The organism is Corynebacterium sp. (assembly GCF_012837295.1).
Classification (GTDB): Bacteria; Actinomycetota; Actinomycetes; order Mycobacteriales; family Mycobacteriaceae; genus Corynebacterium.
On sequence record NZ_DURI01000373.1, the window covers coordinates 1 to 24,935 of the forward strand.

Below are 24,935 nucleotides of genomic sequence, written 5' to 3' on the forward strand. Positions count from 1 at the left end.
GTTGGTCAGCAGCGCCCACGCGTGCTTGATGGCGCCTTCCTTGAAGTAGTCGCCGAAGGAGAAGTTGCCGGCCATCTGGAAGAAGGTGTTGTGGCGGGTGGTGATGCCCACCTCCTCGATGTCGAGGGTGCGCACGCACTTCTGGATCGACGTCGCCGTGGCGTACTCGGGGGTCTGGTGGCCCAGGAAGTACGGCTTGAAGGGGACCATGCCCGCGTTGACGAACAGCAGGTTCGGGTCGTCGAGGACCAGCGAGGCGCTGGGGACCTCGGTGTGCCCCGCGTTCACGAAATGGTCGATGAAACGCTTCCGGATCTCATGGGTCTGCACGGAGTCGGGTCCCTCTTTCGCGACGTTGATGTGTCTGCCGCGCGGTCGCGGCGATAGCCGTGCCAGCATACCCCCTCGGGTCGGGCTACTCCGCCTTCCCCCGGGCGCGGTTTCCGCCCGTGCCTCGTGGCCCGCCCCGGACGATGCCGCGCAGCGTGCCCATGTGCTCGCGCATGGCGCGTTCCCGGCCGTGGGTGCCGGGCCGGTAGTACTCGGCGTCGGCGAGTTGGTCCGGCGGGTACTGCTGCTTGACGACGCCCTTCGGATCGTCGTGCGGGTATTGATAGTCCACGGCGTTGCCCAGGGCCCGGGCGCCGCCGTAGTGCCCGTCGCGAAGGTGCGGGGGCACGGCACCATAGTTGCCCGCGCGGACGTCCTTGAGCGCGGCGTCGATGGCGGAGATCACCGAGTTCGACTTCGGGGCGGTGGCCAGGTGGATGACCGCCTGGGCCAGCGGCAGGCGTCCCTCCGGCAGCCCGATCATCTGCACCGCGTCCGCGGCGGCGACGGCGACCTGCAGCGAGGACGGGTCGGCCATGCCGATGTCCTCGCTGGCGAGGATGATGATGCGCCGCGCGATGAAGCGGGGGTCCTCCCCTCCCTCGATCATCCGGGCCAGGTAGTGCAGGGCGGCGTCGACGTCGGAGCCGCGGACGGACTTGATGAACGCGCTGGTGACGTCGTAGTGCTGGTCCCCGTCGCGGTCGTAGCGCACCACGGCGCGGTTGACGGAGGCCTGGACGGTCTCCACGTCGAGCGTGCCGCCGTCCGGAACCGCCTCGGCGGCGGCCTCGAGGTACGTCAGCGACCGGCGGGCATCTCCCCCGGCCAGCGCCACGAGCTGGTGCAGCGCGCCCTCGTCGAGCGTGATGCGACCGTTCAAACCCCGTTCGTCCGAAGCGGCGCGCCTGATGACCTCCGCGACGTCCTCTTCCGACAACGGCTCGAGCTGGAGCAGGAGCGACCGGCTGAGCAGCGGGGATACGACGGAGAAGCTCGGGTTCTCCGTCGTCGCGGCGACGAGGAGGACCGTGCGGTTCTCGACGGCACCGAGCAGGGCGTCCTGCTGCGTCTTGGAGAAGCGGTGGACCTCGTCGATGAACAGCACCGTCTGCACGCCCTCGCGCACCAGGTGCTTCCGGGCGCGCTCGATGACGGCGCGGACTTCCTTCACGCCGGCGTTGAGCGCCGACAGCGCCTCAAATCGTCGGCCCGTCGACGTGGAAATGAGGCTGGCCAGCGTGGTCTTGCCGGTGCCCGGGGGGCCGAAGAGGATGACGGAAGTGTCTCCCCCGCCGTCGACGAGCCGGCGCAGCGGGGCGCCGTCGCCCAGCAGATGCTTCTGGCCGACGACTTCGTCGAGCGTGCGCGGGCGCATCTTCACGGCCAACGGCGCGTGGGAACCCGGGTGGAAGTAGGCGCCGGCGTCGGCACCGTCGTCGACCACGTGCCCGGTTGAACCACCGGTGCCCGGGTCGTCGAAAAGCCCCTGTTCGCCGGCCATGACCGCCTCCCGTTCGCCGTGCCCGAAGACCTTAGGAACCCGCCAGCGCGATGACCGCGCGGGCGAAATCGCCGACCTCGGCGGAACGCGGGTCCTCGCAGCCTCCGGAGAACTCCTCCAGCGCACGCGCGGTGCCCAGCAGATCGCGGCGTTCCAGGGCGCCGCCGCCCAGCGACGCCCCGGACGCGGCCTTCTCGCCCTCGGGGATCTCGACGCCCGCCGTCAGCGCGGCCTGCGGCGAACCATAATGCAGGATCGTGACGGTGATGAGGGTCCAGCCGAGCAGGGCCGTCATCAAACGGGTGCGCAGATGCTGGTCGCCGACGACCTCCGGCCACGGCGCGCGGACCTCTTCGACCCACGACCGGACGAAGGCCTCCGACTCCGCCGGGCTCGGCGGCTCGGTGAACACGTGCAGCGGAAAGCCCGCGATGACGCTGGCGACGTCGAAGGTGGCGTCGCGGAAGCCGGCCCACTCGTAGTCGAGGAAGCCGACGCGGCCGGCCATGAGGATGTTGTCGGGCGCCAGATCGAAGGGCGTGAACGCACGGTGGTGCCCGGAGGAGATGCGCCGCGCGGCCTCGCCGGCCAGGCCCCGCACTCCGTCGGTCACCGGCACGCCGAGGTCCTCCAGGCGGCCCATGCCGGACTCGATGGCCCGGACGATGCCGCGGTCGCGCTCGCCGGAGACGTCCTCGTCCCCGCGATGGCGGGACCACATGCGCGACAGCAGGGTGTTGAACCCGTCTTCGCGATCCGCGGTGCCCGCGTGCATCCGGCCCAGCGCCGCGCCCATCGAGCGCAGCGCGCGCAGCCGCTCGTTCGCGTCGCCCGACTCGAGGACGTCGGCCAGCGTCGGGGCGTCGCCCGCGTCGGAGATGACGATGATCCGCTCGGCGACGTCATGCGCCAACAGCTCCGGGCCCGGGCGGACGTCCTCCGGCAGCGACGTGGCGAACTGGTAGGCCACGATTTCGCGCAGCAGGGCCGGGTCGGCGCCCGCGGCGGAAGACTCCGGCAGACGCTTGACGACGAGCGATCGAACCGGCAGGAACGGATTCGGCGACACCCGCAGCCGCACGACCATGGCACGGCTCGAACCGCCGAGGTCCTCGGGATCCGTCAGCTCCGGCCGACCCCCGAAACGGGAGGACAGCAGTTCGCCGGCGGTGGCGATGATGTCGGCGACGTCGTGGTCGTTGCCGTGGTCGTCGTGGGAATCCATGATCTCCTTGGGCTCGCGCCCGGTGCTGTTAGGCCTGCTGCTTGTTCTGCTTCTTGTCCGCCTTGGGCTTGAAGTCGATGCCCGACTCCTTGCGCTGCTGGGCGGTGACCGGCGCCGGGGCGTCGGTCAGCGGGTCGACGCCGCCGCCGGACTTCGGGAAGGCGATGGTCTCGCGGATCGAGTCCACGCCGGCGAGCAGGGCGACGATGCGGTCCCAGCCGAAGGCGATGCCGCCGTGCGGCGGGGCGCCGAAGGCGAAGGCGTCGAGGAGGAAGCCGAACTTCTCGTGGGCCTCCTCGTCGGTGATGCCCATGACCTCGAACACGCGCTTCTGCACGTCCTGGCGGTGGATTCGGATGGAGCCGCCGCCGATCTCGTTGCCGTTGCAGACGATGTCGTACGCGTAGGCCAGCGCATCGCCCGGGTTCTGGTCGAAGGTGTCCAGGTGCTCCGGCTTCGGCGAGGTGAAGGCGTGGTGCACGGCGGTCCAGGCCGAGTGACCCAGGGCGACGTCGCCGGAGGCCTTGGCGTCGGCGGCGGGCTCGAACATCGGGGCGTCGACGACCCAGGTGAACGCCCAGTCGCCGTCCTTGATAAGGCCCAACTTCTCGGCGATCGCGCCGCGGGCGGCGCCCAGCAGGGCACGGGCCGACTTGGTGTCGCCGGCTGCGAAGAAGATGCAGTCGCCCGGCTTCGCGCCGACGTGGGCGGCGATGCCCTCGCGCTCCGCGTCGGTGATGTTCTTGGCCACCGGGCCGCCCAGCTCGCCGTCTTCGCCGACGAGGATGTAGGCGAGGCCCTTGGCGCCGCGCTGCTTGGCCCACTCCTGCCACGCGTCGAGCTGGCGGCGCGGCTGCGACGCACCGCCCTCCATGACGACGGCGCCGACGTACTCGTTCTTGAACACGCGGAACGTGGTGTCCGCGAAGAAGTCGGTGCAGTCGGTCAGCTCGATGTCGAAGCGCAGATCCGGCTTGTCCGAGCCGTACTTCTCCATGGCCTCGCGGTAGGTCATGCGCGGGATCGGGGTGGTGATCTCGTAGCCGCCCTCGCGCCAGATGGCCACCAGGATCTCCTCGGCCAGGGCGATCACGTCGTCCTGCTCGACGAAGCTCATCTCGACGTCCAGCTGGGTGAACTCCGGCTGGCGGTCGGCGCGGAAATCCTCGTCGCGGTAGCAGCGGGCGATCTGGTAGTAGCGCTCCATGCCGCCGACCATGAGCAGCTGCTTGAACAGCTGCGGCGACTGCGGCAGGGCGTAGAAGGAACCGGGCTTCAGACGGGCCGGGACCAGGAAGTCGCGGGCGCCCTCCGGGGTGGAGCGCGTCAGCGTCGGGGTCTCGATCTCGGTGAAATCGTTGGAATCGAGCACCTGGCGGGCGGCGCGGTTCATGGCGGCGCGCAGGCGCATGATCTTCGCGGGGCCCTCGCGGCGCAGGTCCAGGTAGCGGTACTTCAGGCGGCTTTCCTCGCCGACCTCGTTCGCGCTCGACGCGTCGTCGAGCTGGAACGGCAGCGCGGCGGATTCGTTGAGGATCTCCAGCTCCGTGACGTTGACCTCGATGTCGCCGGAGGCCAGGTTCGGGTTCTCGGATCCCTCGGGGCGGTTTTCCACCACGCCCGTCACCCGCACGCAGTACTCGCTGCGCAGGTGGTGGGCGCGCTCGGCGACCTCGCTTTCACGGAAGACGACCTGGGCCAGGCCCGAACGGTCGCGCAGGTCGATGAAGATGACGCCACCGTGGTCGCGGCGGCGGGCCACCCAACCCGTGAGGGTGACGGACTGTCCGGCCTGGTCGGCGCGGAGCTCGCCGGCGAGATGCGTACGCAGCACTATTGGGGTCCTTCCAATGCTTTGCCTGTGAGAGTTAACCGAGATCGTGCGCCCATCGGGCGCGCGTCGTTGGCAGTGTACCCGCCGCGGCGGACCGGTTTAGGGCCGGGCCGTCGTAAAGCGGGATCGTGTCGGGGCTCCCGCAGCGGCGTTCCTGCTGGCATACTCGGTGCATGACGTTCCGTTCGGATTTTCGGAAGAGCGGCGACCGTGCTCGCCGCGGTGGTGGCGGCCGCGGTGGCATCGCCATCGGCGGCGGCCTCGGCGGCCTGCTCCTCGTCGGCCTGTTCATGCTCCTCGGCGGCGACCCCTCGCAGCTCCAGCAGCCCCAGCAGGGCGGCGGGCAAAACCAGGGCGCCCAGGGCGGCGGCCTTGACCACTGCCAGACCGGCGCCGACGCCAACGAGCACGTCGACTGCCGCATCGAGTTCACCGGCATCTCCGTCGACCGCGTGTGGGCCGAACAGCTGCCCGCCCAGGCCGGCATCCAGTACCAGGCGCCGGGCATCGAGATCTTCACCGGCTCCACCCAGTCCGGCTGCGGCTACGCCTCCTCGTCGACCGGCCCGTTCTACTGCCCCGCCGACGAGTACTCCTACTACGACGTCACCTTCTTCGACCAGCTCGAGCGCATGGGCGGCGGCGACGGCCCGCTCGCCCAGCAGTACGTGGTGGCCCACGAGTTCGCCCACCACATCCAGAAGCTCGAGGGCACGCTCGGCCGCTCCAACTACAACGACCCCGGCCCGGACTCCGACGCCGTCAAGGTCGAGCTCCAGGCCGACTGCTACGCCGGCATCTGGGCGCACTTCGCCGACAAGGGACCCGACGCGATCCTCGAGCCGCTGACCCAGCAGCAGGTCGCCGACGCGCTGCAGACCGCCCGCGCCATCGGCGACGACACCATCCAGGGCCACTCCGGCGGCGACATCCGCCCCGACCTGTGGACCCACGGCTCCGCCGAGCAGCGCGCCGACGCGTTCCTGACCGGCTACCAGACCGGCAAGATGGCGCAGTGCGACACCCTCGAGCGGGGCGTGTACAAGTAGACCCCGATCGGCGACCGATCGGGCCTTTGCCCGGTCAGCGCGCCAACGTGATCAGTATCCCGCCTGGATGAGCGCGACCAGGCCCCAGACCGCGCCGATCGCGAGCGCGATGATGAGCACGGCCAGCACGGCCAGCAGGATCAGCGCGCCGATGAGATAGCGTTTCGACGACTTCGCCGACCCGGCGGGGTCGTCGAGCGCTTTCTGCATCAGCCGCTCGTTGCGGATGTTGGCGCGGAAGAAGAAGTCGAACGCGTCGCCCAACAGCGGGATGGCGCCGATGGTCATGTCGAGCACCAGGTTGAAGGCCATGCGCAGCAGGACGACGAACGGTACCCGGTAACGGATTCCGTCGATGACCAGTCCGGCGGTCGCGACCGCGCCGGCCGCGTCGCCCAGCCCCGGGACTAGTCCGACGAGGGGATCCAGCCCGACCCGGCGTTTCGTGCCGGGGATGGTGAAGAGGTCGTCCATGTAGTGGGCGATGACGCGCGACGTCCGGTTGAGGGCGCGGGGTCGGCCGTCGATGCCGGACTCGGGGTGATTGGCGTTCATGCTCCCCAGAGTAGGCGCCGGTAGCCTGGGCGACATGACCGATGCATCCCCGGGCGACAATGCCACGGCGTTTCTGGCCGCATTCAACGACATCGAGGCCCATCTGCGCCGCGATCTCCGCGCCAAACCGTCGGACGGTTTCAAGTGGATGGTCAACCTCAGCCATCGCAAGCATCGGCTTTCCGACGCCCAGCGTTCCGCTCTGATGGCCTTTTCCGATCTTCGCAACGCGATCAGCCACGGCGAGTATCGAGACGGTCGGCCCATCGCGGACCCGCTGCCCGCGACGGTGGCGGACGCCGAACGCCTGGCCCGCAACCTCATCGATCCGCCGGTGGTGCTCGAGGTTCTGCCGAAGCGCCGGCCGGTGACGGTGTCGCCGGACGACTCGGTGGAGAAGGTCTTCGCCGTGCTCGCGGAGTCGACCTACTCGCAGTTCCCGGTATACGAGGGTGGCGCGGACCGGGGTCGGTGCACCGCGCTGCTGACCACCGACGCCATCGCGATCTGGGTCGCCCACGACTACGGCGACGACGGGCGGCTCGAGGCGAAGACCGTCGCGGACGTGCTGGAGTGGGCCGGTTCGCGGGATCTCCCCTATTTCATGCCCCGCACCGCGACCGTCCAGGACGCCGTCACCGCCCTGACCATTCCGGGCGATGACGGGCTGGTCCCCCGTGCGCTCATCATCACCGAGGATGGCAGTCCCGACCAGAAGCCCCTGCGCGTCGTCGGCGGTGCGGACTTGCCCGTGCTGTGGGCCGAGGTGCAGATCGGGTCGTACTAGCTGCGGACGATCATGTCGGCTTCTTCCGGCTCCGCTTGGCCTTTTCTGCCCGGGCTCCTTCTCCGTGCGCTGTCTCCGGCCCCCTCCCCCCGGCTCCTTCTCCGCGTGCTGTCTCCGGCCGCGTCTCTGCGCAAAACCCGACATCCATATCCCGACATCACCACTGCTGTCGGGGTTTGGCCACGTCAAATCGACTCCTGTCGGGGTTGAGATGTCGGGGTGAAGCCGAGTGGGTGGTGATGTCGGGGTTTGGATGCTGCGGCCGCGCCGAGAAACGTCGGGCTGCGAAGCGCACCCGGTCAAGACTTGCCACGCCGAAAAGCGCACCCGGCCGCAACTCGTCGCGCTGAGAAGCGCACCCCGCCGAAACACGCCGCGCCGCAACACTTGCGCACACGTCAACAACACTTTATTGTTGACGTATCACCAATTAGGGAATCCAGAACCACCGGCTTCGGCCGCAACCAACCACCCGAAGACCACACCAGGAGTCATCATGCAGTTCGGCATCTTCACCATCGGCGACGTCACCACCGACCCGACCAACGGCACCACCCCCACCGAGCACGAGCGCATCGACGCCATGACCCAGATGGCGCTGAAGGCCGAGGAAGTCGGCCTCGACGTCTTCGCCACCGGCGAGCACCACAACCCGCCGTTCGTGCCCTCCTCCCCGACGACCCACCTCGGCTACATCGCGGCGAAGACCGAGAAGCTGCAGCTGTCGACGGCCACCACGCTGATCACCACCAACGACCCGGTGAAGATCGCCGAGGACTTCGCCTTCCTGCAGCACCTCTCGGGCGGCCGCGTCGACCTCATGATGGGCCGCGGCAACACCGGCCCGGTCTACCCGTGGTTCGGCAAGGACATCCGCCAGGGCATCCCGCTGGCCGTGGAGAACTACCACCTGCTGCGCCGCCTGTGGCGCGAGCGCCCGGTCAACTGGTCCGGCGAGTTCCGCACCCCGCTGCAGGGCTACGTGTCCACCCCGTGGCCGCTGGACGACACCCCGCCGTTCGTGTGGCACGGCTCGATCCGCTCCGTGCAGATCGCCGAGCAGGCCGCGTTCTACGGCGACGGCTTCTTCCACAACAACATCTTCTGGAACAAGGAGCACACGGCGAAGATGGTCAACATCTACCGCCGCCGCTTCGAGCAGTACGGCCACGGCCAGGCGGACCAGGCCATCGTCGGCCTGGGCGGCCAGGTCTTCATCGGCGACACGGAGGAGAAGGCGAAGAAGTTCTTCCGCCCCTACTTCGACAACGCCCCGGTCTACGGCCACGGCCCGTCGCTGGAGGAGTTCACGGAGATGACGCCGCTGACCGTCGGCACGGTCGAGCAGGTCGTCGAGCGCACCATGCAGTTCGCCGACTGGGTGGGCGACTACCAGCGCCAGCTGTTCCTCATGGACCATGCCGGCCTGCCGCTGGAGGTCGTCCTGGAGCAGATCGAGATCCTGGGCAAGGAGGTCGTCCCGGAGGTCCGCCGCCGCATGGAGGCCCGCCGCCCGGAGCACGTCCCCTCGGACCCGCCGACCCACGCCACCCTGAAGCTCGACCGCGAGCACCCGCACCACAAGGTGCAGCCGGGCCGCGTCGAGGACAAGTAGCCCCACCTCCACGCCGCTCGCATCCCCGGAAAGGAACGTTCCCATGCGCACCATCGCAGTCATCACGGCCGGCCTGTCCACGCCGTCGTCGACGCGCCAGCTCGCCGACATGCTCGGCGACGCCACCGTCGCCGCCATCACCGCCCGCGGGGAGTCCGGGGAGGTCAAGGTCATCGAGGTCCGCGATCTCGCCCGTGACCTCGCCGACGCGTTCACCGTCGGCGGCCTGTCCTCGGAGGCCCTCGACGAAGCGCGCCGCACCGTCGCCTCGGCGGATGCGGTCATCGCGGTGTCGCCGGTGTTCAAGGCCTCGTACTCGGGCCTGTTCAAGATGTTCATCGATTCGCTTGACGACGACGCCCTGCGGTCCGTGCCCACCGTTCTCGGGGCGACCGCCGGCACCGCCCGCCATTCGCTGGCGGTCGACCATGCGCTGCGTCCGCTGTTCTCCTACATGGGCGCGATGGTCGCGCCGACCGGCGTGTTCGCCGCGACGGACGATTTCGGCGCCGCCACCTTCACCGGCGGCGGCAGCGGCAAGGGCGGGGACGATCAGGGCACCGCTCCCCTGACCTCGCGCGTGTCCCGCGCGGCCGGCGAGCTCGCCGATCTGGTCCTGGCGCAGGGCGTCGGCGGTCTGGCCGCCGGTGCCACCCGCCGCTCGGGCTCGGGCATCGAGGCGCCGTCCGGCCCCTCCTTCGGCGACCTGCTCAAGGGCCACTTGGGCTGAGGCCCGTCCGTCCGGCCGGCTGACGCGCCCCCGTGATCCGCATGCTCCTCTACCCTCGGGGCATGCGGATCATCCCCAACATCTGGTGCGACGGCACGGCCCTCGAGGCGGCCGAGTTTTACGCGGGCATCTTCCGGGAGGGGGCGATCACGAAGATCGTCACCTACCCCGAGGAAGGGCTCCCCGACTTCCAGGCCAACATGGCCGGTCGGCCGTTGACCGTGGACGTCGAAATCCACGGCAGGCCCCTGACCCTCATCAACGCCGGTCCGGAATTCCGGCCGAATCATTCGATCAGCTTCCTGCTCAACTTCGACCCGGCGGCGTTCGGCGATGACGGAGACGACGTCGCCAAGCGAGCGGACCTGGCCCGGGAGTACCTGGACGAGGTCCACGACGCGTTGATCGACGGCGGCGAGTCGATGATGGAGCTCGGCGAGTATCCGCACAGCCCCCGCTACGCGTGGATTCGCGACCGCTACGGCGTGACCTGGCAGCTGATGCTGACCGATCCGGAGGGCGAGCCGCGGCCGTTCCTCGCGCCGTCGTTCATGTTCGGCGGCGAGAACCAGGACAAGGCGCGTGAGGCGACCGACTTCTGGATCGGCGTCTTGTCGGACGCGGGCGCGGAGGACACCGCCCGGGGCGCCCTCGTCGAGTACGACCACGGCGCCGTCATGTTCACCGACTTCCGTCTGGCCGGAGAGTGGTTTGCGGCGATGGACTCCGCGGTCCCGCAGGACACCGCATTTAACGAGGGGATCTCGCTCCTCGTCGAGTGCCGGCCCGGCGAGCAGCTCGACCGCGTGTGGGACGCGCTGTCGTCGGATCCCGCCGCCGAGCAGTGCGGCTGGTGCAAGGACCGCTACGGCCTGTCCTGGCAGGTCGTGCCCGACACGATGGACGAGCTGATGACGCGTCCGGGCGCCTACGAGAAGATGATGTCGATGAAGAAAATCGATCCCGACGGGTTCTGACCCGCGTCATCGTCGATCGGCACCGGTGCCGTCACGTCGGCGGAACATCCCGGAAACGCTTCATTTGTAGTGTGGGCCACATGACCATCAGCGTCGTGGACCTGTTCAGCATCGGCATCGGGCCATCGTCGTCGCACACCGTAGGCCCGATGCGGGCGGCGTCGAAGTTCATCTCCGGGCTGCCGCCGGCATTCCTCGGCGAGCCGCATGACTCCCCGGCCGGTTCGCGTGACGACGGCCCGGCGCCCACCTTCACCACCGGATCCCCGCGGTTCACCGTCGACGTCGAGTTGCGCGGATCGCTCGCCGCGACGGGCAGGGGCCACGGCACGGATCGCGCCGTGCTGCTGGGACTGGCCGGACACGACCCGGAGACGGTCCCGCCGGACGCGGAACCCCCGCCCGGTGCGAGGGTGCCGGAGGAAGGCACGGTCGAGAAGACGGCGGACGGTGGCCGACACTTTTCCTACCGGGTCACATTCGACGCGGAGGAAATCGAGGGCCACCCCAACGGCATGGTCTTCACCGCCCGCCGCGGCGATGAGGAGTTCACCCAAGAATGGTTCTCGGTGGGCGGCGGTTTCGTCTTGTCCGGCGAGGAAATCGCGGCCCGCGGCAATGGCCCGGCCGGGTTGGGCGCGGGCGCGTCGACGACCGGGCGGAGCGGGACGATCCCCCACCCCTTCACCACGGGCGACGAGCTGCTCGAACACTGCGAACGCGGGGGCCTCGATGTCTCGGACGTCTTGGCCGCCAATGAAGCCGCGCTTCACGGTGACTACGAAATCGTCGAAAAGCACTTGGACGCGGTGTGGTCGACCATGCGCTCGTGCATCGACGCGGGCGTCGGCGCCGGCGTCGACGTCCCGGACGCCAATGGCGGCATCCTTCCTGGCGGACTCGGCGTGCGGCGACGGGCTCCCGAACTGCACCGGCAGCTCATGGGCATGCGGTCCGATGAAAAGCCGGATCCGCTGGCGGCCATGGAATGGGTGAACCTGTGGGCGTTGGCGGTCAACGAGGAGAACGCCGCCGGCGGACGCGTCGTGACCGCCCCGACGAATGGTGCCGCGGGCATCGTGCCGGCGGTCATGCGCTACGCGCACGAGTACGTCACCGGGTTCACTCCCCAGGCGGCTCACCGCTTCCTCCTCGCGGCCGGCGCGATCGGGATCGTGGTGAAGGAGAACGCGTCGATCTCCGGCGCCGAAGTCGGGTGCCAGGGCGAAGTCGGCTCGGCGGCCGCGATGGCCGCCGCCGGATTGTGCGAGGTTTTGGGCGGCGATCCCCGCCAGGTGGAAAACGCCGCGGAGATCGCCCTCGAACACAACCTGGGCCTGACGTGCGATCCCGTGGGCGGTCTCGTCCAGATTCCCTGCATCGAGCGCAACGCCGTGGCGGCCGTGCAGGCGATCAACGCCGCGAGGTTGGCCAGGCTGGGCGACGGCGACCATGCCGTCACCCTCGATGAAGTGGTGGAGACGATGGCGGCCACCGGCCGTGACATGATGACCAAGTACAAGGAGACGTCCACGGGCGGCCTCGCCGTGGCACTGCAGATGCCCGTGAACAGGACGGCGTGCTGATCAGATGCCGGTCCCGATCCCCCGAATCATCGCCGCTTCCGGTCTGGCCGCCCTCGGCTTGTTCCAGACGGGCCTCGCGGCGGGCATTCCGTGGGGCGAAGCCTCGTACGGCGGCGCCCATCGCGGCACGCTTCCGGACCGGTTGCGGGCGACCAGCGCCGTCGCCGCGCCCGTCTATCTCACCGCAGCCGGAGTCGTCGGAAAGGGAGCGGCGCCGCGGGCCTTGCTCGGCGCCATCGCCGGCATCATGGGCGTCGCCGTGATCCCGAACCTTGCCTCGCCGTCCCCGAAGGAACGGCTCTGGGCGCCGGTGTGCGCGGCAATTGCCGTCGCCTCGGCGATGGAACTGCGGCGCACCGACTAGACCGGTGAGCGCGAAGGTGAGCGCGCGGCTTGGCCCGCGTTCCTACTGATTCAGGCGCGCCTGCAGCTGGGCGACGACGTCGTCAAGCTTGACCGCGTCCTGCTCGTGAGCGGTCAAGTCCTTGAGCTGGACCTCGCCCGCCGCGAGCTCGGACTCGCCGAGCACCAGCGCAAAGCGGGCGCCGGCGCGGTCGGCGCCCTTCATCGCGCCCTTGAGGCCGCGGCCGCCGTAGGACATGTCGGAGCTGATCCCCGCATCGCGGAGCTTGCCGACGAGCACCGCCATCGCACGCGAGGCGTCCTCGCCCAGCGCCACGCCGTAGACGTCGACGCGGCGCTCGTCGCCGAAGGTCTTGCCCTCGGTCTCCAGCGCCAGCAGGGCGCGGTCGACGCCGAGGCCGAAGCCGATGCCCGACAGCTCCTGGCCGCCGAGCTGCGCCATCAGGCCGTCGTAGCGCCCGCCGCCGCCGATGCCGGACTGCGCGCCCAGGCCATCGTGGACGAACTCGAAGCAGGTCTTGGTGTAGTAATCCAGGCCGCGGACCATGCGCGGGTTGATCACGTACTCGACGCCCATGTCGTCGAGGAGGCCGGTCACGGTCTCGAAGTGGGTGCGGCATTCGTCCGACAGGTGGTCGAGCATGAGCGGCGCGTCGGCGGTCATCTCCTTGACCTCCGGGCGCTTGTCGTCGAGCACGCGCAGCGGGTTGAGCTCGGCGCGGCGGCGGGTCTCCTCGTCCAGCGGCAGGCCGAAGAGGAAGTCCTGGAGCTTCCGGCGGTACTCGGGGCGGCAGGAATCGTCGCCCAGCGAGGTCAGCTCCAGGCGGTGGCCGGTCAGGCCGATGCCGCGGAACGACGCGTCGGCCAGGGCCACGACCTCGGCGTCCAGGGCCGGATCATCGACTCCGATCGCCTCGACGCCGACCTGCTGCAGCTGGCGGTACCGGCCGGCCTGCGGGCGCTCGTAGCGGAAGAACGGGCCGGCGTAGGACAGCTTCACCGGCAGCTGGCCCCGGTCGAGGTTGTGCTCGATGACGGCGCGCATGACGCCGGCGGTGCCCTCCGGGCGCAGCGTCACGGACCGGTCGCCGCGGTCGGCGAAGGTGTACATCTCCTTCGACACCACGTCGGTCGACTCGCCCACGCCGCGGGCGAACAGGCCGGTGTCCTCGAAGACGGGCAGCTCGATGTGCTCGTAGCCCGCCAGGCGGGCGCGATGCTGCAGGTAACCGCGCACGGCCTCGAAGGCGCGGGAGTTCGGCGGAACGTAGTCCGGAACGCCCTTCGGCGCGGTGAAGGGGCGGATCTTCTGCTTCTTCTGCTGCTCGGTCACCCGGGCAACCTTACTTCACCTGCGCGAGGAACGGATTATGGGCCTTCTCCCGGCCGATCGTCGACGTCGGACCGTGGCCCGGCAGGATGGTCAGGTCGTCGTCGAGGGGAAGGACGCGGTTCTTCAGCGAGTCCATCATGTCCTGCGGGTCGGCGCCGGGCAGATCCGTGCGGCCGATGGAACCGGCGAAGAGCACGTCGCCGGAGAACACGATCTCGTCGCCGCCGTCGAACGCGCGCAGCATGACGCATCCCGGCGAGTGCCCCGGCGCGTGGATGACCTCGAACGCCAGACCCGCGAACTTGACCTCCTCGCCGTCGTCGAGGTCGTGGATGTCCGTCGGCGGCACCATCTCGGCGACGTTGAACATCTTGCCCAGGCTCAGGCCCGCGCCGATCAGCGGATTGTCCAGCATGAAGCGGTCATGCGGGCTGATGTACACGGGAATCCCCCACTCGCGGGACACGTCGCCGACGTCGCGGGTGTGGTCGATGTGCCCATGCGTCAGCAGCACGGCCTCGGGCTTGAGGTTGCGTTGCTCGCACTCCGCCTTCAGCCGCCCCAGCGCGTCCATGCCCGGGTCGATGATGACCACGGGGATCGGGCCGTCGGCCGCGTCGCCTTCCATCGAATGGCCGGTGGCGACGTAGCAGTTGGTCTCGAGCGGACCGGAGGGGAAGCCGATGATCTCCATGGGACTCCAATCTGGGAGGGATCGGTGACGCGGTGTGCGGGCGCGCGCATCCTCGGGCGCGCAGTGTTTCGTCGAACATACTACTTGCCGCGGATTCGCCCCGAATCCGTTCCGGATCCGACCCGAATGTCCCTCGCCCGCACGGCCCCGTTCCCCACGCGGAGGCCTTCGCAGGGCATAATGTTCTGCTGGACGTCACGCCAGATGTCACGCGAGACCGGTACACGATCGAAAGAGGCAACCGTGCAGGGCAATGAACAGCGACGCCGCGAGGCGATGAAGAACCTGGAGCGCGAGCTCGGCCGCCGCGACCGTGCGGAGAAGGCCAAGCCATTGGGCGTCGTGGTCACCACCCTGGCCATCCTGGTCGTCCTGGTCGGCGGCATTTGGTTCCTGACCACCATGGGCGACGACGAGGAAGACGTCACCGCCAGCGAGACGGAGACCACCTCGCCGGAGCTGACCCCGCTGGCCATGGCCCGCGCCGAGGCGCTCCCCGACACCGTCACCTGCGAATACCCGGCCGGCGGCGGCGAGGCGGCCAAGGACGTCTCCACCCCGAAGACCGACGGCATCGCCACCACCGGCACCGTCACGGTCACGCTGAAGACCAACCATGGCGACGTGCCCATGGAGCTCGACCGCTCCATGTCCCCCTGCGCGGTCAACGCCATCGAGCACCTGGCCAAGGAGGGCTACTACAACGACACGGTCTGCCACCGCATGACTTCCGGCGGCCTCAACGTCCTGCAGTGCGGCGACCCGTCCGGCTCCGGCGCCGGCGGCCCGGGCTTCACCTTCAAGGACGAGTACCCGGTCGACGAGGCCGACGCCGCGTCCTCCGTCGTCTACCCCGAGGGCTCCATCGCGATGGCCAACTCCGGCCCGGACACCAACGGTTCGCAGTTCTTCCTCAACTACGGTGACGGCCAGCTCCAGCCGTCCTACTCGGTCCTGGGCACCATGACGCCGGAGGGCCTGGACGTGGTCAAGGGCATCTCCGAGAAGGGCATCGAGGGCGGCCAGCTCGACGGCAAGCCCGCCGAAGAGGTCCGCATCGAGTCCGCCACGGTCTCCTAGACCCTCGCGGCACGGCGCCGGCTCGTCCCCGGCGCTTGAAGCTTCACGACGGCCACCGGCCCCGCACATCACTGTGCGGGGCCGGTTTTCGTCGTCACGCAAAGGCGCGCGAACGTGGCGCGGAGGTGAAGCGCCCTACCCTCCGCTGGTGACGCGGAAGACGTCGTAGACGCCCTCGATGCCGCGCAACACGGAGATGATGTAGCCGAGTTGCTTGATGTCCGAGACCTCGAACGTGAAGCGCATGACCGCCACGCGATCCTCCGCGGTGTGCGAGGAAGTCGCGATGATGGGCACCTTCTGCTCGCTGATCGTGCGGGTGATCTCCGAGAGCAGACCGTGGCGGTCCAGGGCCTCGATCTGCACCGTGACGGTGAAGACCGCTCCGGAGGAGTCGCTGGCCCACTCGACGTCGATGAGGCGCTCCGGCTCTTCCTTGAGCTTCGCGGCGTTCGTGCAGTCGGTGCGGTGGACGCTGACCCCGCCGCCGCGGGTGACGAAACCGAAGATCTCGTCGCCCGGCACCGGGGTGCAGCACTTGGCCAGCTTCGCCATCATGTCCGCCGAACCGGCCACCAGGACGCCGGCGCCGTCGGCGCGGCGGCGCTTCTCCGGGGCCTGCAGCTTCGACAGCGGCGTCCGCGCGGCGAGCTGATCCTCGGCGTCGTCCTTGCTGGAGAACTGCGCCATGAGGCGGTTGGTGACGTGCTTGGCGCCCACCGTGCCCTCGCCGATGGCCGTGTACAGCGCGTCGACGTCGGCGAAATTGAGCTCCGAGGCGATCTGCTTCATCGTCTGCGGCGTGAACAGGCGGTGCATGGGCAGGCCGCCGCGCTGGACCTCCGCGGCCAGGGCGTCGCGGCCGGCGTCGAGCGCCTCCTCGCGGCGTTCCTTGGCGAACCACTGGCGGATCTTCGCCTTGGCGCGCGGGGACTTCACGAACGACGCCCAGTCCTTCGACGGGCCCGAATGCTGGTCCTTGGAGGTGAACACCTCCACCCGGTCGCCGGTCTTCAGCGCCGATTCAAGGGCCACGAGCTTGCCGTTGACCTTCGCGCCGATGCAGCGGTGGCCGATCTCCGTGTGAACCGCGTAGGCGAAGTCCACGGGGGTCGCGTCCATGGGCAGCGTCATGACGTCGCCCTTGGGCGTGAACACGAATATCTCGTTCGAGGCGAGGTCGTAGCGCAGCGAATCGAGGAACTCGTTGGGGTCCGCGGCCTCCCGCTGCCAGTCGAGCAGCTGGCGCATCCACGCCATCTGGTCGACCTCGGCGGCGTCGCCCTTGTGCGAGCCCTTCGTCTCCTTGTACCGCCAATGCGCCGCGATGCCGTACTCGGCGTTGTAGTGCATCTCGTGCGTGCGGATCTGCACCTCCAGGGCGTTGCCGCCCGGGCCGATCACCGTGGTGTGCAGCGACTGGTAGACGCCGAAGCGCGGGGCCGAGATGTAGTCCTTGAAACGGCCCGGCATCGGCTGGTACAGCGAATGCACCGCGCCCATGGCGGCATAGCAGTCCTTCGTGGTGTCCACGAGGACGCGGATGCCCACCAGGTCGAAGATCTCGTCGAAGTCGTGTCCGCGGACGATCATCTTCTGATAGATCGACCAATAGTGCTTCGGCCGGCCCATGACGGTGGCCTCGATGTGCGCGTCGCGCAGATCGGCGGTGACCCCGTCGGAAACCTGCTTCAGGTACCGGTCGCGCTGCGGCGCGCGGTCGGCGACCAAGCGGACGATTTCGTCGTACTTCTTCGGATAGAGGATGGCGAAGGACAGGTCCTCCAGCTCCCACTTCACGCTGGCCATGCCCAGCCGGTGCGCCAGCGGGGCGATGACCTCGAGGGTCTCGCGGGCCTTCTTCGCCTGCTTCTCCGGCGGCAGGAAGCGCATGGTGCGCATGTTGTGCAGGCGGTCGCAGACCTTGATCACCAGCACGCGCGGGTCCTGGCTCATGGCCACGACCATCTTGCGCACGGTCTCGCCCTCTGCGGCGGAACCCAGCGCGACCTTGTCCAGCTTGGTCACCCCGTCGACCAGCCGCGCGACCTCCGGCCCGAAGTCCCCGGTGAGATCATCGAGGGAGTAGTCGGTGTCTTCCACCGTGTCGTGGAGCAGAGCGGCGACCAGCGTCGTGGTGTCCATGCCGATTTCCGCGGCGATGGTGGCCACGGCCAGCGGGTGCGTGATGTACGGCTCCCCCGACTTCCGCTTGACGCCCTCGTGGAGCTTCTCGGCGATGTCGTAGGCCTTCTGCAGCTGCGACAGATCGGCGCGCGGATGCACCTCGCGATGGATCGCCACCAGCGGATCCAGCACCGGGTTGACCTTCGTGCGGGCCCCCGTGAGGCTCCGGGCCAGGCGTGCGCCGTAGCGGCGCGGCGACCGATCAGCCATTCTCCGCCCCAGAAACGGAATCGACGGCCACGCCGGAATCGGAAGCGGGATCCGAGACGGAGAAGGAGCCGGCATCGGTGTCGGAGTCTTCGTTGACCACGTACAGCGGCAGGTCGGACAGCTTCTCGCGGCCGCCCAGGCCGGGCACCTCGAGGACGGCGCACAGGCCGGTGACCTCGGCGCCGCACTTCTCCAGCAGCGCTCGGGCCGCCGCCATGGTGCCGCCGGTGGCCAGGACGTCGTCGACGAGGACGACGCGCTTGCCCTCGAGGTCCAGCCCCGAGGCCGGGATCTCCAGCGCCGCCGACCCGTACTCGAGGTCGTAGGACTCGGTGTGCACCGGCGGGGGCAGCTTGCCCTTCTTGCGGACGGCCAACACGCCCAGGCCCATGCGGTACGCCACGGCGGAACCGATGAGGAACCCTCGGGCGTCGAGGCCGCCGATCACGTCGGCCCCGAACCCCGTGCACGCATCCGCGACCTCATCGACGATGAGGCGGAACCCCTCGGGATCCGCGAGCACCGGGGTCAGGTCCTCGAAGAGGACGCCGTCGGTCGGAAAATCGGGCACCAGACGGATCAAATCGTCCAGCGCGGCCCGCGCATTTTCATATCCCACGGGGATCCTCGCTTTCAGGGAAACGGGAGCAAGACGCAACCACTAGGCGTTGTCGCGACAACGTTACCCTCATCTTTCCACGCTTCGTGCACGCCGAGGGCACCGGCCCGGTCACGCGAAAACGCCCGCCCGGAAAGCACGGTGCTCTCCGGGCGGGCGCGATGGTTCGCGGGCGTCAGGTCATCGACCCGGCCGCCAGGTCGACGGGCGCGGGGCGTCTCCCCCATCGGCGATGTCGTCGGCCGCGCCCGGAGTCCGCGGCGCCTTCTTCTCCGGCGTCTTCTGCTCGGGCACTGTCGTCTCCGACGCAGTCGCACCGCGGGTGGGCGGCGTCGGCGTCGCGATCGACCTGCGGGCCGGGGCCGGTGCCGCGGCGGCAGCGTCGTCAAGCGAATCGTCCGCATCCGGCGCAATGCCGTCCTCGTCCGGGCCACCGAAGCCCGGGGCCGTGCCCGCGGCGCGCGCGTCGGCGACCTTGCGGTCGTGTGCGATGTAGTCCTTCTGCCTGCGCTTCAGCGACACCAGGAAAGACGCCGCCAGGAAGATCGACGAGAACGTGCCCTGGACGATGCCGATGACCTGCACCAGCGCCAGGTCCTTCAGCGTGCCCACGCCGAGCAGGCCGACGGCGATGACCATCAGCGCGATGATCGGCAGCAGCGACGACACCGTGGTGTTGATCGAGCGCATGATCGTCTGGTTGACCGCCAGATTCACCTGCTCGGAGTACGTGCGGCGCGTCGACTGCCGGAAACCGGCGGTGTTCTCGCGGACCTTGTCGAAGACGACGACGGTGTCGTACAGCGAGAAGGACAGCACGGTGAGCAGGCCGATGACGGTGGCCGGGGTGACCTCGAAACCGACCAGCGAGTAGATGCCGGCGATGACGACGCCGTCGATGGCCAGCGCGCCGATCGCCGCGATGGCCATGTCCCGCTCGAAGCGGAACGCGATGTACGCGAAGACCAGGGCCAGGAACACGGCCATCGCCAGGATCATGCGCTCGGTGACCGCACCGCCCCAGGACTCGGAGACGGTGGAGTCGCCGATGGCGTCCGGCGTGGCCTCGCCCGAGGCGTCGACCGGCCGGAACTCCTCGTAGAGCGCCATGCGGGCCTCGTTGATGGTGTCCTCGCCGATGCGCTCGGAGGTGATCTCCAGGACGCGGGCGTCGCCGGAGCCGATGATCTGCACCAGCTTCGGCTCGACGCCGGTGGCCTCCTCGAAGACCTCCTGCGCCTGCTCCTCGGTGACGCCGGCGGGCGGCATGGTCATGCGGGTGCCGCCCTCGAAATCGATGCCCAGCGCGAAACCGCGGAAGGCCATCGCGGCGATGCACACCAGCAGGACCACCGCGGTGATGCCGTACCAGGTGCGTCGCTTGCCGATGACGTCGATGCCACCGGAACCCGTGTAGAGGCGCGTGAAGAAGCCGCGGTCGGCGACCGCCCGGTCGCGCTCGTCGACGGCGATGGCGGAATCGGTGAGTGCGGTGTCTCGGTTGTCCGACATGGTCACTTCGCCTCCTGCGGCTCGGTGCGGGCCCGGCCCGCTTTACGACGGTTGGCGCCCCGGTCCGAGGCCAGCTTCATCACCGAACCGAACCCGTTCATCGACGGCTTCGCCAGCGACGGGAACTTTCGCGTCGCCAGGATCACCAGCGGCGCGGTGACCAGGAAGGCCGTGACGATGTCGAAGATGGTGGACAGGCCCAGGGTGAAGGCGAAGCCGCGGACGTCGCCGACCGCCAGGACGTACAGCACGACTGCGGCGATGACGGACACGAAGTTGCCCGCGAGGATCGTCCCCTTGGCGGAGCGCCAGGCGTGCGGAACCGCCGAACGGAACGTGCGGCCGATGCGCAGCTCGTCCTTGATGCGCTCGAAGAAGACGATGAAGGAGTCGGCCGTGGTGCCGATCGAAATGATGATGCCCGCGATGCCCGCCAGATCCAGCGAGTAGCCGATCCAGCGGCCCAGCAGGACCAGCACGCCGTAGATCATCGCGCCGGACGCCGCCATCGAAATGATGGAGATGGCGCCGAGGCCGCGGTAGAGCGCCAGGGCGTAGAGCACGATGAGGCCGATGCCGACCAGACCGGCGAGCACGCCGGCCGACAGCGACGCCGAACCCATCGTGGCGGGGATCGTCGTGGCGGTGCCGCCCGGTTCCCCGTCCTCGCCGGCGAAGCTCAGCGGGAGGGCGCCGTAGCGCAGGTTGTTCGCCAGCGTCTGGGCCTCGTCGATGGTGAAGTCGCCCGTGATGCGGGTGGCCTGGCCGACCGGGGTCGGGTCCTGGATGACCGGGGCCGAAATGACCTCGGAGTCCAGCACGATGGCCACCTGGCGCTGCAGGTAGTCGGTGGTCAGCTGCGTCCACGTGCGGCCGCCCGCGTCCTCGTTGCCCGACTTGAAGCTGAAGGACACCTGGACCTCGCCGGACTGCTGGTCGTAGCCGCCGTTGATGGGCGCATTGGTGTCGATGTCGTCGCCGGACAGGCGCTTGCCGTCGACCTCGTCGGTCTCGCCGACGAGCAGCGGCGCCGGATCGAGCAGCATGGCGCCGCCCGGGTTGTTAGGGTCGCAGGTGACCAGCGGCTTCGCCGGATCATCCGCGCCGGCCAGCGGGTCGGCCGCCTCGGGGTCGTCGCAGCGCATGAGGGTGGTGGCCGCGAAGAGCTTGGTCGGGTCATCGGACTGGCGGGAGTCCAGGAGGACCTCGCGGACCTTCTCGCGGCGCTCGGCCGCCTCGACCGAGTTCGCGGGCTCCGGCGCGGCCTCGGCGTCGACGGTCTGGACGGGGCCCAGGTCGCGCTGGAGATCCGCCGGGACGGGCTCATCGGGGTTCTGCTGCTCGAAGGCGGTGCGCCGCTCCTCGATGTTCTTGCCCCACTGGTCGTGGAGCTCCTTGAGGTTGGCGTTGGCGTCCTCGGGGGTGAGCAGCCCGACTTCCACCCAGTCATCGGCCATCGTCTTCGTGACCTCCGCGAGCGCGGCCTCGTCCGGGTTCTCCGGCGTGGCCACGGGGCGGAAGAACAGCTGCGAGGTCTGGCCGAGGGCGCGGGCCTCCTGCGAATCCTCGCCGGGCACGGTGATCACGAGCGTGTCGCCGTCGGTGACGACCTGCGCGCCGGTGACGCCCATGCCGTTGACGCGGTTCTCGAGGATGCGGCGCGCCTGGTCCAGCTGGTCTTGCGTGGGCTGCTCGCCCTGCGGGACGAGGGTGACGCGGGTGCCGCCCTGCAGGTCGATGCCGAGCTTCGGCGTCGCCTCACGGTTGCCGGTGAAGAACACCAGGACGTAGGTCAGCACGAGCAAGGCGACGAAGAGCAGCAGCGACCACTGCGGCCATTTCGCGCGGAAACCGCGGTTGGCGCCGCGGGATGGGCTTGCCAAGGGGAACTCCTGGGGGTGTGCGGGTCGGTGGACCGGTCGTGTCCCGTGCTCGGCACGGGTTCGGCGGACCCCGTGGTCGGGGCCCGCTCGGAGGGCCTTAGACGGCGTCGTCGCCCGTGGTGCCGCGGTTCGGGGCCTTCGGCTCGGACTCGCGGACCTGCTCGGCCTGCGGCGCCTGCGCGGTCTGCGGGGCGGCCTTGGACTCTTCCTCGTTGACGTTGCGGACGATGGCGGCGCGCTCCCAGCGGGTGACGATGCCCTCGGCGATCTCCAGGTCGACGGTCTTCTCGTCCACGGCGACGACGATGCCGTGCTGGCCGGAGCCGGTGAGCACCTCCGCGCCCGGAGCGAGGCGGGCCTGCATTTCGCGGATCTGGCGGAGCTGCTTGTTCTGGCGGAAGGTCGTCCAGATGGGCAGAGCCAGCAGAACGACCATGAGGATCAGGAGAAGAATCGGGTCCATGAGCGGAGAGTCTAACGTCTGGGCCCCGCAGCCTCGCGACCCCCGTGCCGGTTGAGACGTGGCTCACGTGCCTCACCGGAGACCGATGGCGCCCTCCGGCGGTTCGAGGCCGAGGTGGCGCCAGGCCGTCGTCGTGGCCACGCGACCGCGCGAGGTTCTGGCGATCATTCCCGCGCGGACGAGGTACGGCTCGCAGACCTCTTCGACGGTGCCGGGCTCCTCGCCCACCGCCAGCGCCAGCGAATTGACGCCGACGGGACCGCCGCCGTGCCCCCTGACCAGCGCGTCGAGGACGGCACGGTCCAGTCGGTCGAGGCCAAGCTCGTCGACGTCGAACACGAGCAGCGCCGCTCGCGCGGCCCCGATGTCGATGACTCCCCCTGCGTGGACATCCGCGAAGTCGCGGACGCGGCGGAGCAGGCGGTTGGCGATGCGAGGCGTACCGCGCGACCTCGAGGCGATCTCCACCGCCGCTTCGGGGCTGACGTCCACGCCGAGGATGCCCGCGGCACGGGTGACCACCTTGGTCAGATCCGGGACGTCGTAGAACTCCATCTGCGCGGTGAAGCCGAATCGGTCGCGCAGAGGACCGGTGAGCATGCCGGAGCGGGTCGTGGCGGCCACGAGGGTGAACGGCGGGATCTCCAGCGGGATCGAGGTCGCGCCGGGACCCTTGCCCACGATGACGTCGATCCGGAAGTCCTCCATGGCCATGTAGAGCATTTCCTCCGCAGGCCGGGCGATGCGGTGAATCTCGTCGATGAAGAGGACGTCGCCCTCCATGAGGTTGGACAGCATCGCCGCCAGGTCGCCCGCCCGTTCCAGCGCCGGACCCGACGTCATGCGCAGCGACGTGCCGAGCTCCTGGGCGATGATCATGGCCATCGTCGTCTTGCCCAGGCCCGGCGGCCCCGACAGCAGAATGTGGTCGGGCGTCACGCCACGCCCGCGCGCGCCGCCCAGGACGAGCTCGAGCTGACTGCGGACCTTCGGCTGGCCGATGAACTCGTCCAGCGACTTCGGGCGCAGGCTGACCTCGGCGTCGACCTCGGCCGACTGGGCGCGCGCGTCGACGTCGCGCGGGCCCGTGAGGTTGAACTCGGTGCGCTCCACATCAGACATGATCAGTCATCCTATTCGTCGCGCCGGCTCAGGCGCCCAGGGCCTTCAACGAGGCGCGCAATGCCGCCGACGTGTCCAGGGACGGATCGGCCGCGAGCACTTCCTCCACCGCCGCGGCAGCCTCCTGCTCCCGGAACCCGAGCCCGGTGAGAGCGCCCACGACCTGGTCCGCGTCGGCCGCGGGCACCGTCGCGTTCGCGCCCGGCCTGGCTTGCGCCGCTCCTTCGCCCGGGCCCCCGGTGGCCGGCGGCGCGGCGAAGGGCGCGACCTTGTCCTTGAGTTCCACGAGCATCCGCTCGGCCATGCGTTTGCCCACGCCATTGGCCGACTGCAGCCGCTTGGCGTCGCCGCCGGCAACCGCCGCAGCAACGTCGGCCGGATCGAGCACCTGCAGCACCGCCATGGCCAGCCGCGGCCCCAGCCCCGACACCGTCTGCAACAGCTCGAACATCTCCCGCTCCGCCGCCGCCGCGAACCCGTACAGGGTCATGGCGTCCTCGCGGACCACGAGCGTGGTCAGCAGAAAACCCTCCTCGCCCCTCGCCAAAGTGGCCCCCGTCCGGGCGGTCACGGTGATCAGATGGCCGATCCCTCCGCACTCGACGACGACGTGGGCCGCGCCCAGGTCGATGACCGTGCCGCGCACCGATGCGATCACTGCAATGCCTCCTTCGCGCGCGCCAACAGCGGCGCCCGCCAACAATGGCAGATGGCCAACGCCAGGGCGTCGGCGGCATCCGCCGGCTTCGGGGGTTCGGACAACCCGAGGATCCGGGTCACCATGGTGGTCATCTGCGCCTTGTCCGCGCGGCCGTTGCCCGTCAACGCCTTCTTGACCTCCGACGGCGTGTACATGTGCACCGGCAGCCCTCGGCGAGAGGCGGCGAGCATCAGCACGCCGACCGCGTGGGCGGTCTGCATCACCGTGGAGACGTTGCCCCGCTCGAAGATCCGCTCGATGGCGACCACGTCGGGCTCGTACCTGTCCATCCACTCTTCGGCGGCGTTCGACAACCGCAGCAGGCGATCGGGCAGCTCGGCGTCCGACGGAGTCCGGGCCACGCCCACGGCGATCGGCGTCACGGCCCGGCCGCGCCCGCCGTCCGCCACCGACAAACCGCACCGGGTCAATCCCGGATCGATCCCCATGACCCGAATGGTCACCGCTGCCCCGCTCTCCCGATCAGTTGCCAAGTCCGCCCCATTCATACCACACCATCCGAACAGGTGTGCGTCACCGTCGCAAAGCAGGCGGCCGGGCCAGGGGCAATCGAAAG

At 69.5% G+C, this 24,935-nt stretch carries 23 protein-coding genes; 8 read left to right on the forward strand and 15 right to left on the reverse strand.

Annotated features, from left to right (window positions below; genetic code table 11):
• The 4 genes from GX015_RS12225 to aspS all read right to left on the reverse strand — a co-directional run.
• Positions 1–330: alanine--tRNA ligase-related protein (locus GX015_RS12225; RefSeq protein WP_291345422.1), on the reverse strand; the 330-nt coding region annotated here is incomplete at its 3' end.
• A gap of 85 nt (positions 331–415) precedes the next feature.
• Positions 416–1,834 carry a replication-associated recombination protein A gene (locus GX015_RS12230; RefSeq protein ID WP_291345423.1) on the reverse strand — a complete coding sequence of 473 codons (1,419 nt, stop codon included), beginning with the start codon at positions 1,832–1,834 and terminating at the stop codon, positions 416–418.
• Positions 1,835–1,865: 31 nt separating this feature from the next.
• Positions 1,866–3,059 (reverse strand): phosphotransferase, encoded by a 1,194-nt coding sequence (locus GX015_RS12235; RefSeq protein ID WP_291345424.1) that lies wholly within the window; start codon positions 3,057–3,059, stop codon positions 1,866–1,868.
• A gap of 28 nt (positions 3,060–3,087) precedes the next feature.
• The gene (aspS, locus tag GX015_RS12240) at positions 3,088–4,893 is read right to left on the reverse strand and encodes an aspartate--tRNA ligase (protein ID WP_291345425.1); all 1,806 of its coding nucleotides are present in this window, start codon (positions 4,891–4,893) and stop codon (positions 3,088–3,090) included.
• 173 nt (positions 4,894–5,066) lie between these two features.
• Here aspS and GX015_RS12245 point away from each other — a divergent pair, with 173 nt between their 5' ends.
• A complete protein-coding gene (locus GX015_RS12245) occupies positions 5,067–5,942 on the forward strand; it encodes a neutral zinc metallopeptidase (protein ID WP_291345426.1) in 876 nt (291 codons plus the stop codon).
• Between the two features lie 51 nt (positions 5,943–5,993).
• Here GX015_RS12245 and GX015_RS12250 read toward each other — a convergent pair whose 3' ends face one another.
• Entirely contained in the window at positions 5,994–6,497 is a 504-nt protein-coding gene (locus tag GX015_RS12250) for a DUF4112 domain-containing protein (protein WP_291345427.1), read from the reverse strand.
• 34 nt (positions 6,498–6,531) lie between these two features.
• On the opposite strand from GX015_RS12250, the gene GX015_RS12255 reads away from it, so the two are divergent.
• The 6 genes from GX015_RS12255 (at position 6,532) to GX015_RS12280 (ending at position 12,556) form a co-directional block, all read left to right on the forward strand.
• Positions 6,532–7,284: a CBS domain-containing protein gene (locus GX015_RS12255; protein WP_291345428.1), complete on the forward strand. Its 753-nt coding sequence runs from the start codon at positions 6,532–6,534 to the stop codon at positions 7,282–7,284.
• Between the two features lie 496 nt (positions 7,285–7,780).
• On the forward strand, positions 7,781–8,899 hold the full coding sequence (locus GX015_RS12260) for an LLM class flavin-dependent oxidoreductase (RefSeq protein ID WP_291345429.1): 1,119 nt from the start codon (positions 7,781–7,783) through the stop codon (positions 8,897–8,899).
• Between the two features lie 43 nt (positions 8,900–8,942).
• Positions 8,943–9,629 (forward strand): CE1759 family FMN reductase, encoded by a 687-nt coding sequence (locus GX015_RS12265; protein ID WP_291345430.1) that lies wholly within the window; start codon positions 8,943–8,945, stop codon positions 9,627–9,629.
• A gap of 62 nt (positions 9,630–9,691) precedes the next feature.
• Positions 9,692–10,606: a VOC family protein gene (locus GX015_RS12270; RefSeq protein ID WP_291345431.1), complete on the forward strand. Its 915-nt coding sequence runs from the start codon at positions 9,692–9,694 to the stop codon at positions 10,604–10,606.
• A gap of 80 nt (positions 10,607–10,686) precedes the next feature.
• The gene (locus GX015_RS12275; RefSeq protein ID WP_291345432.1) at positions 10,687–12,192 is read left to right on the forward strand and encodes an L-serine ammonia-lyase; all 1,506 of its coding nucleotides are present in this window, start codon (positions 10,687–10,689) and stop codon (positions 12,190–12,192) included.
• A 4-nt stretch (positions 12,193–12,196) separates the two neighbouring features.
• Entirely contained in the window at positions 12,197–12,556 is a 360-nt protein-coding gene (locus GX015_RS12280) for a hypothetical protein (RefSeq protein ID WP_291345433.1), read from the forward strand.
• A 42-nt stretch (positions 12,557–12,598) separates the two neighbouring features.
• Here GX015_RS12280 and hisS read toward each other — a convergent pair whose 3' ends face one another.
• Together hisS and GX015_RS12290 are read right to left on the reverse strand one after the other, a co-directional pair.
• Complete coding sequence (gene hisS, locus GX015_RS12285) at positions 12,599–13,888, reverse strand: histidine--tRNA ligase (protein WP_291345434.1); 1,290 nt, start codon at positions 13,886–13,888, stop codon at positions 12,599–12,601.
• A 10-nt stretch (positions 13,889–13,898) separates the two neighbouring features.
• A complete protein-coding gene (locus tag GX015_RS12290; RefSeq protein WP_291345435.1) occupies positions 13,899–14,582 on the reverse strand; it encodes an MBL fold metallo-hydrolase in 684 nt (227 codons plus the stop codon).
• A 243-nt stretch (positions 14,583–14,825) separates the two neighbouring features.
• Here GX015_RS12290 and GX015_RS12295 point away from each other — a divergent pair, with 243 nt between their 5' ends.
• A complete protein-coding gene (locus GX015_RS12295) occupies positions 14,826–15,662 on the forward strand; it encodes a peptidylprolyl isomerase (protein ID WP_291345436.1) in 837 nt (278 codons plus the stop codon).
• Between the two features lie 135 nt (positions 15,663–15,797).
• On the opposite strand, the gene GX015_RS12300 is transcribed toward GX015_RS12295, so the two are convergent.
• From GX015_RS12300 to ruvC, 8 genes are all read right to left on the reverse strand, one after another.
• The gene (locus tag GX015_RS12300; RefSeq protein ID WP_291345437.1) at positions 15,798–18,059 is read right to left on the reverse strand and encodes a bifunctional (p)ppGpp synthetase/guanosine-3',5'-bis(diphosphate) 3'-pyrophosphohydrolase; all 2,262 of its coding nucleotides are present in this window, start codon (positions 18,057–18,059) and stop codon (positions 15,798–15,800) included.
• A complete protein-coding gene (locus GX015_RS12305) occupies positions 18,052–18,678 on the reverse strand; it encodes an adenine phosphoribosyltransferase (protein WP_291345438.1) in 627 nt (208 codons plus the stop codon). Before GX015_RS12305 ends, GX015_RS12300 begins: the two co-directional genes overlap by 8 nt.
• 180 nt (positions 18,679–18,858) lie before the next feature.
• Positions 18,859–20,190 (reverse strand): protein translocase subunit SecF, encoded by a 1,332-nt coding sequence (gene secF, locus GX015_RS12310; protein ID WP_291345439.1) that lies wholly within the window; start codon positions 20,188–20,190, stop codon positions 18,859–18,861.
• Between the two features lie 2 nt (positions 20,191–20,192).
• Positions 20,193–22,073 (reverse strand): protein translocase subunit SecD, encoded by a 1,881-nt coding sequence (gene secD, locus GX015_RS12315; protein WP_291345440.1) that lies wholly within the window; start codon positions 22,071–22,073, stop codon positions 20,193–20,195.
• A 97-nt stretch (positions 22,074–22,170) separates the two neighbouring features.
• Positions 22,171–22,536 carry a preprotein translocase subunit YajC gene (gene yajC / locus GX015_RS12320; protein WP_291345441.1) on the reverse strand — a complete coding sequence of 122 codons (366 nt, stop codon included), beginning with the start codon at positions 22,534–22,536 and terminating at the stop codon, positions 22,171–22,173.
• Positions 22,537–22,608: 72 nt separating this feature from the next.
• Positions 22,609–23,658 carry a Holliday junction branch migration DNA helicase RuvB gene (ruvB, locus tag GX015_RS12325; protein WP_291345442.1) on the reverse strand — a complete coding sequence of 350 codons (1,050 nt, stop codon included), beginning with the start codon at positions 23,656–23,658 and terminating at the stop codon, positions 22,609–22,611.
• 28 nt (positions 23,659–23,686) lie between these two features.
• Positions 23,687–24,316 carry a Holliday junction branch migration protein RuvA gene (ruvA, locus tag GX015_RS12330; protein WP_291345443.1) on the reverse strand — a complete coding sequence of 210 codons (630 nt, stop codon included), beginning with the start codon at positions 24,314–24,316 and terminating at the stop codon, positions 23,687–23,689.
• Entirely contained in the window at positions 24,313–24,867 is a 555-nt protein-coding gene (gene ruvC / locus GX015_RS12335; protein ID WP_291345444.1) for a crossover junction endodeoxyribonuclease RuvC, read from the reverse strand. The genes ruvA and ruvC overlap by 4 nt, the downstream gene beginning before the upstream one ends.
• Between the last annotated feature and the right edge of the window lie 68 nt (positions 24,868–24,935).

Excerpts from the sequence above, each read along its gene's own strand:
- secF (WP_291345439.1), bottom strand. The coding sequence starts at position 20,190 with ATGTCGGACAACCGAGACACCGCACTCACCGATTCCGCCATCGCCGTC.
- GX015_RS12280 (WP_291345433.1), top strand. The coding sequence starts at position 12,197 with ATGCCGGTCCCGATCCCCCGAATCATCGCCGCTTCCGGTCTGGCCGCC.
- ruvB (WP_291345442.1), bottom strand. The coding sequence starts at position 23,658 with ATGTCTGATGTGGAGCGCACCGAGTTCAACCTCACGGGCCCGCGCGAC.
- GX015_RS12235 (WP_291345424.1), bottom strand. The coding sequence starts at position 3,059 with ATGGATTCCCACGACGACCACGGCAACGACCACGACGTCGCCGACATC.
- ruvC (WP_291345444.1), bottom strand. The coding sequence starts at position 24,867 with ATGAATGGGGCGGACTTGGCAACTGATCGGGAGAGCGGGGCAGCGGTG.
- GX015_RS12265 (WP_291345430.1), top strand. The coding sequence starts at position 8,943 with ATGCGCACCATCGCAGTCATCACGGCCGGCCTGTCCACGCCGTCGTCG.
- GX015_RS12260 (WP_291345429.1), top strand. The coding sequence starts at position 7,781 with ATGCAGTTCGGCATCTTCACCATCGGCGACGTCACCACCGACCCGACC.
- GX015_RS12245 (WP_291345426.1), top strand. The coding sequence starts at position 5,067 with ATGACGTTCCGTTCGGATTTTCGGAAGAGCGGCGACCGTGCTCGCCGC.
- GX015_RS12290 (WP_291345435.1), bottom strand. The coding sequence starts at position 14,582 with ATGGAGATCATCGGCTTCCCCTCCGGTCCGCTCGAGACCAACTGCTAC.
- GX015_RS12250 (WP_291345427.1), bottom strand. The coding sequence starts at position 6,497 with ATGAACGCCAATCACCCCGAGTCCGGCATCGACGGCCGACCCCGCGCC.
- GX015_RS12230 (WP_291345423.1), bottom strand. The coding sequence starts at position 1,834 with ATGGCCGGCGAACAGGGGCTTTTCGACGACCCGGGCACCGGTGGTTCA.
- GX015_RS12255 (WP_291345428.1), top strand. The coding sequence starts at position 6,532 with ATGACCGATGCATCCCCGGGCGACAATGCCACGGCGTTTCTGGCCGCA.
- yajC (WP_291345441.1), bottom strand. The coding sequence starts at position 22,536 with ATGGACCCGATTCTTCTCCTGATCCTCATGGTCGTTCTGCTGGCTCTG.
- GX015_RS12270 (WP_291345431.1), top strand. The coding sequence starts at position 9,692 with ATGCGGATCATCCCCAACATCTGGTGCGACGGCACGGCCCTCGAGGCG.
- GX015_RS12300 (WP_291345437.1), bottom strand. The coding sequence starts at position 18,059 with ATGGCTGATCGGTCGCCGCGCCGCTACGGCGCACGCCTGGCCCGGAGC.
- GX015_RS12275 (WP_291345432.1), top strand. The coding sequence starts at position 10,687 with ATGACCATCAGCGTCGTGGACCTGTTCAGCATCGGCATCGGGCCATCG.